Source organism: Marinagarivorans sp. (assembly GCF_982758155.1).
Genome location: NZ_CEXWTU010000136.1, coordinates 1 through 13,274 on the forward strand (window position 1 = coordinate 1; position 13,274 = coordinate 13,274).

Consider the following 13,274-nt stretch of genomic DNA (forward strand, 5'->3'; position numbering starts at 1 on the left):
AAAGGCGAATTGATTATTTTCTGGGCATTCAAGCGTCAGGAACGCTTGCATAGCGTCCAAGGATGGCTTGAGCGGCCCAGAAAATGATCAGTTTGCCGGCCTATTTGTGCATGGCCAAATAGTTACTAAATTATTACCTCGCGCCTAAATCATTTTCAGCCTTTAAATTTTTTTTCAGTCGGACACCCTATGGATATCGCCGTTTTCAATCAATTTGACCAAGCCAAAATTCTTGTCGTGGGCGACATCATGCTCGATCGCTATCTGGTCGGCGATTCGCAGCGTATATCGCCGGAAGCACCGGTTCCTGTTGTCAAAATCAACAAGCAAGAAGACAAGCTCGGCGGCGCTGCAAATGTAGCGCGCAATATCCGCCACCTTGACGCACAGGTTGGATTGCTAGGTGTTGTGGGGGACGATGAAAACGGCGCTCGCATCCAAAGCCAACTTTCAGACGAGGGTATAAACGCTCACCTGATTAAAAGCAATAAGCCCACAATTACCAAACTCCGCGTTATTAGCCGTAAACAACAGGTCGTACGCTTAGACTTTGAAACCCCTTTTACCCTAGAAGACACCCAAGAATTACCTCAACTCCTTGAGAAACTCTTGCCGCTATACGATTTAGTCATTTTTTCTGATTACAACAAAGGCTCACTAAATCAAATAAGCGACCTTATTAAACGGGCTAAAAGTGCAGGAAAAATCGTATTGGTGGACCCCAAGCAGTCCGATCTAAAAGCCTACGCCGGTGCCGACTTGATCACTCCCAATCTTGGTGAGTTTGTACTCGCCGGCGGCCAAATTGCGGACGAGAACAGCATTGTCGAAAGCGCTAGAAACTTACTAAAAGAAGCTAACATCAGCAGTATGCTTTTAACGCGCAGCGAGCAAGGTATGTCTGTTATCAGCGCCACAGAAAAAGTCGACTTCCCTGCCAAAGTCAGAGAGGTGAGCGATGTTACCGGTGCTGGCGATACCGTCATTGCGACCATGGCCGTGATGAAAGCTTTGAAGCAAAGTGATAGCGATGCCGCAGAAGTCGCCAATTTAGCAGCCGGGATTGTTGTTGCGAAACTTGGCGCCGAAGTTGTATCACCCGAAGAATTAGCCGCAGCGATTAACGAACAACTATTAACCCAAGGCACGCACTATCAATGCCCAGCAGAACAAGTTTTTCGGCATATAGCGCTCGCCAGACGTGCCGGCGAAAAAATCGTTTTCACCAATGGCTGCTTCGATATTTTACACGCTGGCCACATTAGTTATTTAGAAAAAGCAAAATCCCTCGGCCATAGATTAGTCGTAGGCTTAAACAGCGATAACAGTATTAGTCGATTAAAGGGCCCGTCACGCCCCATTAATGAACTTGCACATCGCGCAACCTTATTAACAGCATTAAAAGCGGTAGACTGGGTAATTGCTTTCGGTGACGATGGTGATACTCCCATCGATTTAATTAACACACTACAACCCGACGTACTCGTTAAAGGGGGCGATTACACCCTTGAGACTATCGTAGGCGCAAAAGAAACACTGGCTCGCGGCGGCGAAGTGAAAATCATTGAATTTGTAGATGGTTGCTCAACAACAAAAACAATAGAAAAAATCCGAAAAGGCGAGCCCTCATAATTAAAACAGCAGGCACAAGTGACGAAGAAACCCTATTTTATTTGAACTTCGCCTGACGGGATAAACAATTATCGCCAACCCATAAAAAAGGCCAGATTTCCTCTGGCCTTTTTTATGGGTTGCGCAGGACGTTAGCGATCCAAGACCTCACGAATATAAACGGTAACATCCTTGGCGCACTGTCCCTCACAAGCCTCTGGCGGACGCGGAGGCATGCGGTCTCGATTGTAAACATACAGTGTATCGCCTTCATCAAGCCCCACATTGTTGCGCTGCTGTGTGGACAAAGGAATTAACCGACTTCGCGAACCATCACTGCCGTGGCAGCCCGAACAAAAATTAATATACTGGTATTTACCCGCTGCAAGTTGCACTACTTTCTTTTCACTCTCGGTTAACGTCCGCTCAAGCTCTTTTAAATAGGCAATCACATCAGCAGTACACTGCCCAGAACATTGCTCAGCATAACCATCGGGGTACCCCTTAGGACCTAACGGCATACCCAAATCAATCATCGCAAATAAGTTCACACGAGAATACGCGTAATAAGTCATCAGCATGTATTCACCACCCTCGAGCTTGAGCGGAAATAGTGGCTCATCCTCTGTACCGCCGACACCTCTATCGCCGTGGCAGGTCGCACAATGTAATTGATACTCCACCTTTCCCGTAGCGGCATCACCAACCAGCACTGAATAATCTGAATGCTTGTCATAGAGCGGCCCCTTCACATAAGCTGCCACATTACGCGCACACTGATCAACGCAGCCCGTCACATAGTCTTTAGGCATTAATTCATCTATTAATTTATACAAAGAGTAACTTTGCCCATTATGGCTATAACTGTCTTTTACGGGAATAAGGCTAGAGCCGCCATCACCGCTCTCGCCAAAAGAGCCATGGCAAGTGATGCAAAGCTTTTGATATTCAATCGCCCCCCAATTTGGGTCCCCCGCTGCTGGTGATGCGCTATTTGAAATACGCACAACATTAACCACCTTTGTTTGCCCGCCCTTATTATCCAAGGCAATTAGCTCAAGCCTATGCTCACCAGCCTGCAAGTCTCGCAGCAATGGATTACCCGCCGCGCGCCACTCAAAGGGAGGGTTGCTGTCCGCCCCTACTAAGTCGCCATCAATCTCCAAGCTTACCTTTTCAATGGTCCCATCTGCATCAATCGCATTGGCCAACACATCAAGCGACGACCCCACAGGCAGGTGTAAATCATTAGCTGGTGCCATAAAGGAGACCACAGGAAAATCATTTTCCTCCAACACTTCAAAAGCAATTTCTTGAACCGCCGTGCCACCTCGATTATCTGTCGCGAGAGCTCTTAAAACGTAATTACCATCCGCCATATTCTGTAATTGCGGTAATACGCTAGAAGGCCAGACATAAGGCCCGGAGGTAAGCTGAGCAACCGGCTGATTGTTGAGTAATAGCAAGACGCTTTCAACGCGACCATCACTATCATCAGCCGCCACCGTCACATCCAACGAGCTAAGATACGGAAGAACGTCACCTTTAACAGGATAGATAAATGACAGCGTAGGGTTAATATTAGCGGCAGCGTTTACGACAATGGTATTGTCCGCACTGCTCAAAGCACCCAGAGCATCGGCAGCAACCAATCGAACAACATGGCTACCTGCATCTAAGCTATTCAACACCGCTGCAGGCCATCGAAACGGAGCCTCGGTAAGCGACGAAACCAGGAGATTGTCAATATACAAGGCAACCGATTCAAGATTCTCGTCAGCATCCGAAGCACTCGCTAGCACAGCTACCTGCCCCCGCCCCTGATCGAAAGTGTAGCCCTGTACCGGGAACTCAAAACTCACAAGCGGAGCTACATTACTAGGAGCAACACTAATAACAGCGGACGAACTGGTAGCCGAAAAACTGCTTACAGCCTCCGGCGACGAGGATAACGCAGTACCCGACAAGCTAGATGAAGATTCAGTGCCAACGCAGGCAGACAAAGATAAAAAAAGAGCCGGAACCAAAGCACGCACGCAAGTCTGAGTCAGCATAAATAAAACCTTTAAGGGTATTAATGTAGTGTGAGACATTATCGCCAGCCAGTAACGACGCGCAATAGCGAACAGGCAGGATAGACAGACCATTTCACCACACTGTTAAACAGCCCTCATTCTAAGCGGCAATAAGAACAAGCAGGCTTTATTTGTAAGTGGTCTGCAAAATTTTCAAGCGATCGTAAGCCGCCTTAACGGCCACAAAGGTATCGGTGTCACCGCCCTTATCGGGATGATGCTTTGCTGCCAACAGTCGATAGGCTTTCTGAATTTCAAGCCAAGTAGCATCAACAGGCACGCCCAATACACCGTAGGCCGTATCCGCGCGCTGATAAGCTTCGAATCGCACCCAAAAATCCGCAAGCAACCGACTCACACTCTCAGATGTGGCCTGTGACAGCGTTTGAATATCATCATAGAATTCTGCGATTAATTCATCGCTCGCGAGCATGACCTGCTTAGTGGTAACAGCCTCCACGGCATAAAAATGAAGATGCATAAGTTCAAAGCGAATCCCCCACCCCAACAAAAAAAAACGCTCTCTTAAACGATAAAACGATCGCCGCACGACAAAATGTTTTGCAAACAACCCCAACGTGGCAGGGGCATCTTTTAATGCTTCAAAAAACACCTGCGCCTCCAAATATTGAATTAATGAATACTCATCCAACGATGCATCTTCTGCCACCAAAAGATTATTAACATAGTCAAAAAGACACTCTTCAATCGCCTCAAAACACACATGAGCTAACCAACCTTTTAATGCTGGGTCGCAATTTACGCCACTTTGCTTATTCACGAGACGGCCCACTATTTGGCGACTGCGATTTAATTAAGGCTTTTAATTCGGCCAATTCCGTACGAATTATTTGCAACTGATCCAGTTCTTCATGATGTAAATCCTCGACTGTTTCATCTTTTTGTTTTTGCCGCTCCTCCTCAAGAACATTAACGACAATACCAATAATCATATTCAAAAAAGCAAAGGCCGTGAAAAATATAAACGACAAATAGAAAATCCAACTAAACGGATACTCCACTTGCGTTTCATACATCACATCGGTCCAGTCCTCAAAGGTCATTACACGGAAAAGTGTCAACATGCTAATCGCAATATCCCCCCAAAGATTTGGATTTATCCTCGCAAAAAAAGTACTACCCACCGCCGCATAGATGTAGAAAATAATAAACATCAGCAACATCACGTAACTTAGCTGCGGCAAAGCCTTAACTAAAGAGTTCAATAAAAGACGCAATTCAGGAATGATGGATATCATCCTAAGTACGCGAAAAATACGAATCAACCGCCCTACGATGGCTAATTCACTGTTATCGATAGGAATTAAGCTAACAGTAACAATCACTGCATCAAAAATATTCCACCCGCTTTTAAAGAAATTACGCTTTCTAGGCTCTGCCAAGAAACGAATGATAATTTCAACCAGAAAAATAATGGTTATCAACCAATCCAAAACAATCACAAGTTGATTAACAAAAGGCGGTATCGGGTAGGTTTTTACACCGATAACCAAAGCCGAAAACACAATAATAGCAATGACAAACCATTCGAAAACTTTATTATGACGAATCCGAAAAAATAGATTAGTACTTTCAGAGCCTTCAGGCTCCAACATTGGTGACATGCTTGACATAACAATCCGCAAACAAAAAGGTCAATAATGAAAAACCGCGTTAAGCAACTTAGCGCGGTTTTCGTTGAATTACTGCACTGCACTCGCTGCAAGCATTACAGCATTATTCCAGACGCCATACGGTACCCGCTTTTGAATCTTCAAGTACAACCCCTTGAGCTAACAAGGTGTCTCGAATTTCGTCCGACCTAGCCCAGTTTTTAGCCGCTCTGGCCGCTAACCTTTCTTCCACTAAAGCATCTATTTCCTGCGCATCAACCCCGGATTTAGCCGTAGATTTAAACCACTCCTCAGGATCTTGCTGCAGAATACCCATTAAATTGGCAACAGCCAGAAGTTCACCCTTAAGTGCCGGCAGTTCATCCGCTTGCGCCTTATTAATACGCTTAGCCAACTGATGTAATTCACTGATCGCCTGCGGCGTATTAATATCATCTAAAAGGGCTTCATAAGCAGCACTTTCAACCAACGTTACGGCCGATTCTTCTACGCCATCAATCTTGCGAAGCGCACCGTAAATACCATCAAGACTGGCAGCGGATTGATCCAAAAGACTCACGGAAAAATCTAATTCGCTACGATATTGTGCGGACAACAACGCGAATCGAATCACCTCACCTTTATAGGAGCCGAGTAAATCTCTAACAGTCTTGAAATTGCCTAAGCTTTTAGACATTTTCTCGCCGTCAATATTGACGTAACCATTATGCATCCAGTATTTAACATACTGCTCGCCGCCATGAGCACATTCGCTCTGCGCCAATTCATTTTCATGATGCGGAAAAATTAAATCGCGGCCACCACCATGGACATCAATCGTATTACCCAAGTGTTTTTCAATCATGGCTGAGCACTCTAAATGCCATCCCGGACGCCCTCTTCCCCACGGACTATCCCAGCCCGGCTCGACATCAGCAGAAGGCTTCCACAATACAAAGTCACCCGCATATTTTTTATAACTAGCGACTTCAACACGCGCACCATCAAGCATGGCATCAATACTTTGGCCGCTAAGTTTGCCGTAGTCGGGCATCGATTTAACATCAAATAAAACATGCCCTTGCGCCTCATAAGCATGGCCTTTTTCAACAAGCCCGGCGACCATTGCCACCATGTCGGTGAAATGGTGCGTGGCATAGGGAACAATTGTAGGCTGTAAGTTATTTAGCGCGGCCATGTCGGCTTCGAACTCCCGAGCGAAACGCCCGGAAAGCGCTTCGATAGTTTCACCACTATCATTAGCCGTTTTCATTATTTTATCGTCAATATCAGTAATGTTTCGGGCGTATCTCACTTTAGGATAAAGGCTTTGCAATACACGAAATAAAGTATCAAACACAACGACCGGGCGCGCGTTACCAATATGCACCAAATTGTACACAGTCGGGCCGCAGACATACATGCGGACATCATTGGCATCTACAGGGGCAAAGGGTTCTTTACTTCTTTTTTGGGTGTTGTAAACAACTAAACTCATAATAGATCTCAATTCGTTATTAATGCAGGCAAGCGTTAATTGCCGCCATTCCAGCTATCGCGCAAACTAATAGTCCGGTTAAACACTAACGTTTCAGCATGACTATCGCGGCAAAAATAACCTTCACGCTCAAACTGATAAGCGGCTTCAGAAGTGGCTTCAAGCAATCCTTTTTCACCAACGCAATGCGGTAAAACCGTTAAACTTTCCGGATTGATCGAATCTAAAAAGTTTTTATCACCCGAATCTGGTGCCGGATCATTAAACAACCGGTCATAAACACGCACTTCAAATACCGCGTGGTCATGGGCGGCCACCCACTGAATAACACCCTTCGCTTTTATGCCATCTTCAGGGTCGTTGCCCACAGTATTTTCAATAAAACGTGCTTCTACCGCCACTATTTCGCCAGCTTCGTTTTTAATGGCCTTGTCCGCTTCAATAATATAAGCACTGCGCAAACGCACACGTTTACCAATCACTAAACGCTTATATTTTTTATTGGCTTCTTCTCTGAAATCTTCTTCATCAATAAATAGTTCACGGCCAAACGGCAGTACACGCGCAGGCAAGTCATCTCGCTGCGGATGGCCTGGGGCATTTAATAACTCAGTTTTATCTTCGGGGTAATTGGTTAAAATCACCTTCAAAGGTTTAAGCACGCACATAGCGCGCGGCGCATTTTTATCAAGGTCATCGCGAATAGCATGTTCAAGCATAGCCACATCAACAACGCCATCACCTTTACTCACACCAATCATTTCACAAAACTTGCGCAATGATCCCGGCGTATAGCCACGACGACGATAGCCTGCAATAGTGGGCATGCGCGGATCATCCCAGCCATCTACGCGACCCTCGTCAACCAACTGCTTTAACTTACGCTTGCTGGTGACCGTATAATTGAGGTTAAGGCGGCCAAACTCGTATTGTTTGGGCCGGTTAGGTACAGGTAAATGCTCAAGTAACCACTCATACAACGGCCGATGATCGGCAAACTCCAGCGTACAGATAGAATGCGTAACGCCCTCAATGGCATCTTCTTGACCATGAGCAAAATCGTAATTTGGATAAATACACCACTTGTCGCCGGTTTGATGATGCGACTGTTTACGAATACGGTACAAAATCGGGTCACGCATATTGATATTGCCATTGGACATATCAATTTTTGCACGCAGCACGCAAGCACCTTCATCAAAGTCGCCCGCTTTCATTTTTTCAAATAAGGCCAAGCTTTCTTCTATAGCGCGCTCACGATAAGGGGAATTTTTACCCGGCTGCTTTAATGTGCCACGATACTCACGAGCCTCATCGGGAGAAAGATCACACACATAAGCATGCCCCGCCTGTATTAGATGAACAGCCCACTCATATAATGTATCGAAATAGCTGGAGGCATAGCGCACGTCACCGGCCCATGAGAAGCCCAACCAAGAGACATCCTCTTTTATAGCATCGATATATTGCTGCTCTTCTTTTGCGGGATTGGTGTCATCAAAGCGTAAGTTGCACTCGCCACCAAATTCTTCGGCGAGGCCAAAATTCAAACAAATTGCTTTAGCATGACCTATGTGTAAATAACCATTAGGCTCCGGTGGAAAGCGCGTTACAACCTTGGCATGCTTGCCAGTATCGAGGTCGGCTTTAACGAGTTGCTGGAGAAAATTCATAGGTTTAACGGTATCAGTCATATCTAGCCTGTATAAATACGGTAATAAACAGCCCGCAAGGTTCCGGTTTGCAAGCAAAACGCGTATTATAGCGACCCTTTTGACGTAAGCCAGCTAAATGGTTATCTAGCGATGCCACACTCTGGATCTATAGCATTCTCTCGGACAGGAGCAAGAGATGATTACACTGCACACCAACTACGGTGATATTGAGCTTGAGCTCGACTTTGAAAAAGCACCAAAATCAGCGGCTAACTTCAAGCAATATGCCGAAGACGGCTTTTACGATGGCACAATCTTCCACCGAATCATTAATAACTTTATGATTCAAGGCGGCGGATTCAATGAAGACATGTCGCAAAAAGAGACGCGCGACACCATTGAAAACGAAGCTGACAACGGCTTGAAAAACGACACAGGCACCATTGCAATGGCCCGCACCGCGGACCCGCACAGTGCAACTGCGCAATTTTTCGTCAACGTAGCCGACAACGACTTCCTTAACCACTCAAGCAAAACATCGCAAGGCTGGGGCTATGCCGTATTCGGTAAAGTCGCTAAAGGAATGGATATCATTGAAAAGCTAAAAACCGTAAAAACAGGAAGTGCTGGGCCTCATCAAGATGTGCCTGTAGAAGCAGTTCTTATTGAAAGAGTTACCGTCGCGTAATCATGGCTACTTATTTTATTTCTGATTTACATCTCAGCCCCGAGCGCCCCGAAATCACTGCGGCGCTTGAAGGTTTTCTAGCCAACCAAGCCAGCGATGCTACCGCCCTGTATATTTTAGGCGATTTTTTTGATGCTTGGGTCGGCGATGACGACCATTGCGACTTCGCCACCCATATCAAAAATCTGCTAATCGCACAAAGTAAGCGTGGAGTTAAGGTCTTTTTTATTCGTGGCAACCGAGACTTTATGATTGGTGAAGCTTTGGCTAACGCCTGTGGATTTACCTTGCTTGAAGACGAAACCGTTGTTGAGCTTTACGGCAAACGCGTATTGCTTATGCATGGCGATACTCTCTGCACCGCAGACGTGGAATACCAACAGTTCCGAAAAATGGTTCGCAACCCTGTATGGCAACAACAAGTGCTGGCCCTACCCATCAACCAACGTCGCGCCATGGCGGCCGATTTGCGCAGTAAGAGCAAGTCAATGAACGCCATGAAAGCGGAAGACATCATGGATGTCACACCTGATGAAGTAGTCACTATAATGGATGAATACCGCGTAAAAGTATTAATCCACGGTCACACTCATCGCCCTGCACATCATCAATTTGATGAGAAAGGGAAAAACCATAGTCGCTGGGTACTGGGTGACTGGCACTCAAATGCACGCTATCTGCGCGCAGATGAGGAAACACTAGAACTTAAAGAGCTCGACATTTCTTAGCTAAGCAAAGAAAAAGCGCCGCAGCATTGGGCGCCTTACCGAAACGGGGCGCAAGCCCCGTTTTTTACGTCTACACCTAGCTGGCTACGTTAACCGCATGTATTTTGACGTCCTCATTGTGACGAGGATCTTCAACAAGAGGCTCAGAACGATCGATATTCAAATTCACAAAATCAAATATGGTTTTGTCCGCCAACTGCGAAGGCGAAATTTGCTGCAGTGCTGTAAATATCGTTTCCACCCGCCCAGGGAAATCCTCATCCCACCCTTGCAACATGGCTTTTACATTCTGCCTTTGCAAGTTTTCCTGCGAGCCGCAAAGGCTGCAAGGGATAATAGGAAAGCCTCGCTCATCCGCATACTGCTGAATATCCGACTCCCGACAATAAGCTAGCGGGCGAATCACTATATTCCGGCCATCATCAGCACGTAATTTAGGAGGCATCGCCTTCAACCGCCCCCCATGAAATAAATTTAAAAACAGCGTTTCTACGATATCGTCTTTATGGTGGCCTAATGCAATTTTAGTGGCGCCAATCCGCTCAGCAAAGCCATACAAAGTTCCACGCCTTAAGCGTGAGCACAGGCCACAAGTGGTCTTCCCTTCGGGTATAACAGACTTCACCACACTATAGGTATCTTTCTCGATGATATGGTATTCAATCCCGAGTTTATCGAGATAAGCCGGCAATATATGCTCAGGAAATCCGGGCTGCTTTTGATCCATGTTAACCGCCACAACATCGAAATTGATGGGTGCGACCTTTTTCAGCGCTAGCAACATATCCAGCATTGCGTATGAATCTTTACCGCCAGACAAACAGGCCATCACTCGATCGCCCTCTTCGATCATATTGTAATCAATGATCGCTGAGCCAGTTAACCGCCGAAGGCGCTTTTGTAGCTTGTTAAACCCATAACGAGTCTTATTTTCAGGTGATTGAACAGTCGACAACCTAATAACTCCACACAAAAGTCGCCATTGTACGACTATTGACCACAACCGCAATCCATAGAACCAGGCCCAATCGACGATCACAATCAAAAAAACAATCGTGGTAGGCTCGATTGTTGCTAAAACCCCGATATACATAGGTATTTAGTCAATATTTTAACGAGGTTTACGCCATGAGCTTTGCATCCCTACTTCAATGGTTTCCTAGCACAAACAGCAACGAAATCCTTCAAAACACCGCAAAAGTTAGCCCGCAGCAGTGGCGACTTCTTGCCGATGCAAAGCACAAAAGATTGCCGCTTATCCTTTACTCAACCCCTGCCTGCTTAGGGCAAGGCTACCAATCCTTAGTTTTGAAAACTGACCAAAAAACACAAACCTGCTTTATTGACATGCCATTTCCAGCACTACCAAGCGACCACCTTTCACTCCCTAAACGCATTTATGCGACACTGAAATACCCAGGCACTTATCAGCACTGGCAAATTGAAGGCAAAATCATTGAGCGCGCGCAAGCCGGTGACGGCCCTTATTTCAAGCTGCACGTTGAAGCAATGCGCTTCTGCAAAGATAGGAGACTCGAAACACGCTTCAGCTTTAGCGATAAGAGCACTGAAGTCAGCTGCAGCCCGCCCATGGAACCCCCCATTTACGGAAACCTAGACAATATTAGTCTGGGTGGAATTTGCTTTAACGCCAGAGGTAACCTACAGCAAAGCGACGCCTTTTACCTCGCTAATCAAAGTCGAAAAACTACCATCCCAACAAGTATTGAACTCAACAATGACGACAAGCTTACGGCTGAATTGGAAATCTTATCCCTCCAAGTCATCAAAAAACCCTACCTCCACACAAAAGTAAGAGCCCGCTTTAAAAGCTTAACGCCAAGCCAACAACACATTCTGGCCGCCTTAACCGAAAAATTAGCGGAAATAGCTTAAGCAAACCCCTTACACATTGCGCCCAAGCCAATGAGACTGCTACTCTCTCGTCTTTTGGCTTACCCCTACCTTACTTATGTCTCCCGAAGAAATACTCACGCTAGACCGAAAAACACTTTGGCACCCTTATAGCGGCACAAGCCATAAGAATCCGTTATTTGCGGTAAAATCTGCCAGTGGATGCCTACTGAAACTCGCCGACGGAAGAGAGCTTATCGACGGCATGTCATCTTGGTGGAGCACCATTCATGGCTACAACCACCCCGCCCTGAACAAAGCTATCACTCAACAACTGGATGATATGGCACACGTCATGTTCGGCGGCCTTACACACGAACCCGCGGTCACGCTTGCACAGAAGCTCATCGCATTAACACCAAAAGACCTAGACCGTGTTTTCTTAGCAGACTCAGGCTCCGTCAGTGTCGAAGTCGCACTAAAAATGGCAAAGCAATATTGGATCGCCAAACAACTACCCAACAAACAAAAGATGATTGCCTTTGCCAATGCCTATCATGGCGACACCTTTGGCGCCATGAGCGTTTGCGACCCAAACAATGGTATGCATAAACTATTTGCCGGCTGCGCAGAAAATACACACTTCTGCCCCGCCCCTACCCCCACATTCGGCCAGGACTGCCTACCCGAAGACACCTCCGCATTAAAGTACAAACTGCAGCGATATGCTCACGAAACAGCCGCCGTTATTATTGAACCCATCGTTCAAGGCGCGGGCGGAATGCACATTTATTCAGCCAATTTTTTGACTGAAGTTCACAAACTTTGCCAACAGTATGATGTTTTGTTAATTGCTGACGAAATCGCAACGGGCTTTGGTAGAACCGGAAAATTGTTCGCCTGCGAACATGCGGGTATTTCTCCAGATATTTTATGTCTAGGGAAAGCCCTAACTGGCGGCTACATGACACTTGCAGCCACACTCTGCAGCGAGGATATTGCAAACACAATCAGTCAAAGCGAAGCCGGAGCACTAATGCATGGCCCAACATTTATGGGCAACCCACTGGCTTGCGCGGTCGCAAATGCAAGCATTGCACTTCTACAAGAAAACAAATGGCAAGAGCAAGTTGAAACAATAGAAACAGCGCTAAGGCAAGGCCTACAAGAAGCAATCAACATTGAGGGCGTTAAAAACGTCCGTGTCTTAGGGGCTATTGGCGTAATTGAACTGGAAGAAGCTGTCGACATGGCGAGCATTCAGCCCTACATCGTTAGCCAAGGCATTTGGCTGCGTCCCTTCGGACGATTACTTTATACAATGCCACCCTACTCAATTTCATCGTTCGAGCTGAATCACCTCTGTACCGCGATGAAGAATATTTGCAGGTACCACTCAAAAACACTTAAGGGATGAGGAAACAATATTTCATCCACTAATGCTTGATCTCGACCTCCTTACCTTCGTTACCCAAAGCGTTACATGCCCCGGCATGTGCCCCTTCGAGCGCCTTGCTGAGAAAGCAGGAGCCCTCGTCTAATTGGACAAACT

The 13,274-nt window shown here is 46.3% G+C and carries 11 protein-coding genes; 5 read left to right on the forward strand and 6 right to left on the reverse strand.

The features are described from left to right. The first annotated feature begins 189 nt into the window (after window positions 1-189). Window positions 190-1,632 carry a bifunctional D-glycero-beta-D-manno-heptose-7-phosphate kinase/D-glycero-beta-D-manno-heptose 1-phosphate adenylyltransferase HldE gene (hldE, locus tag AC3A8L_RS13900; protein WP_487962869.1) on the forward strand — a complete coding sequence of 481 codons (1,443 nt, stop codon included), beginning with the start codon at window positions 190-192 and terminating at the stop codon, window positions 1,630-1,632. 131 nt (window positions 1,633-1,763) lie between these two features. Here hldE and AC3A8L_RS13905 read toward each other — a convergent pair whose 3' ends face one another. The 5 genes from AC3A8L_RS13905 to AC3A8L_RS13925 form a co-directional block, all read right to left on the reverse strand. Beyond that, window positions 1,764-3,665 carry an Ig-like domain-containing protein gene (locus tag AC3A8L_RS13905; protein ID WP_487962870.1) on the reverse strand — a complete coding sequence of 634 codons (1,902 nt, stop codon included), beginning with the start codon at window positions 3,663-3,665 and terminating at the stop codon, window positions 1,764-1,766. Window positions 3,666-3,813: 148 nt separating this feature from the next. Continuing rightward, window positions 3,814-4,467 (reverse strand): DNA-J related domain-containing protein, encoded by a 654-nt coding sequence (locus AC3A8L_RS13910; RefSeq protein WP_487962871.1) that lies wholly within the window; start codon window positions 4,465-4,467, stop codon window positions 3,814-3,816. After that, a complete protein-coding gene (locus AC3A8L_RS13915) occupies window positions 4,460-5,320 on the reverse strand; it encodes an ion transporter (RefSeq protein WP_487962872.1) in 861 nt (286 codons plus the stop codon). The genes AC3A8L_RS13910 and AC3A8L_RS13915 overlap by 8 nt, the downstream gene beginning before the upstream one ends. A gap of 103 nt (window positions 5,321-5,423) precedes the next feature. Then, window positions 5,424-6,797 carry a cysteine--tRNA ligase gene (gene cysS / locus AC3A8L_RS13920; RefSeq protein WP_487962873.1) on the reverse strand — a complete coding sequence of 458 codons (1,374 nt, stop codon included), beginning with the start codon at window positions 6,795-6,797 and terminating at the stop codon, window positions 5,424-5,426. Between the two features lie 35 nt (window positions 6,798-6,832). Continuing rightward, a complete protein-coding gene (locus tag AC3A8L_RS13925) occupies window positions 6,833-8,491 on the reverse strand; it encodes a glutamine--tRNA ligase/YqeY domain fusion protein (protein WP_487962874.1) in 1,659 nt (552 codons plus the stop codon). Between the two features lie 157 nt (window positions 8,492-8,648). On the opposite strand from AC3A8L_RS13925, the gene AC3A8L_RS13930 reads away from it, so the two are divergent. Together AC3A8L_RS13930 and AC3A8L_RS13935 are read left to right on the forward strand one after the other, a co-directional pair. Continuing rightward, window positions 8,649-9,140 (forward strand): peptidylprolyl isomerase, encoded by a 492-nt coding sequence (locus tag AC3A8L_RS13930; protein WP_487962875.1) that lies wholly within the window; start codon window positions 8,649-8,651, stop codon window positions 9,138-9,140. A gap of 2 nt (window positions 9,141-9,142) precedes the next feature. Next, a complete protein-coding gene (locus tag AC3A8L_RS13935; RefSeq protein WP_487962876.1) occupies window positions 9,143-9,868 on the forward strand; it encodes a UDP-2,3-diacylglucosamine diphosphatase in 726 nt (241 codons plus the stop codon). 76 nt (window positions 9,869-9,944) lie between these two features. Here AC3A8L_RS13935 and ttcA read toward each other — a convergent pair whose 3' ends face one another. After that, the gene (gene ttcA / locus AC3A8L_RS13940) at window positions 9,945-10,823 is read right to left on the reverse strand and encodes a tRNA 2-thiocytidine(32) synthetase TtcA (RefSeq protein WP_487962877.1); all 879 of its coding nucleotides are present in this window, start codon (window positions 10,821-10,823) and stop codon (window positions 9,945-9,947) included. 173 nt (window positions 10,824-10,996) lie between these two features. Here ttcA and AC3A8L_RS13945 point away from each other — a divergent pair, with 173 nt between their 5' ends. Both AC3A8L_RS13945 and bioA read left to right on the forward strand, forming a co-directional pair. After that, on the forward strand, window positions 10,997-11,764 hold the full coding sequence (locus AC3A8L_RS13945) for a PilZ domain-containing protein (protein ID WP_487962878.1): 768 nt from the start codon (window positions 10,997-10,999) through the stop codon (window positions 11,762-11,764). Window positions 11,765-11,840: 76 nt separating this feature from the next. Then, entirely contained in the window at window positions 11,841-13,139 is a 1,299-nt protein-coding gene (gene bioA / locus AC3A8L_RS13950; protein ID WP_487962879.1) for an adenosylmethionine--8-amino-7-oxononanoate transaminase, read from the forward strand. Window positions 13,140-13,274: the final 135 nt, after the last annotated feature.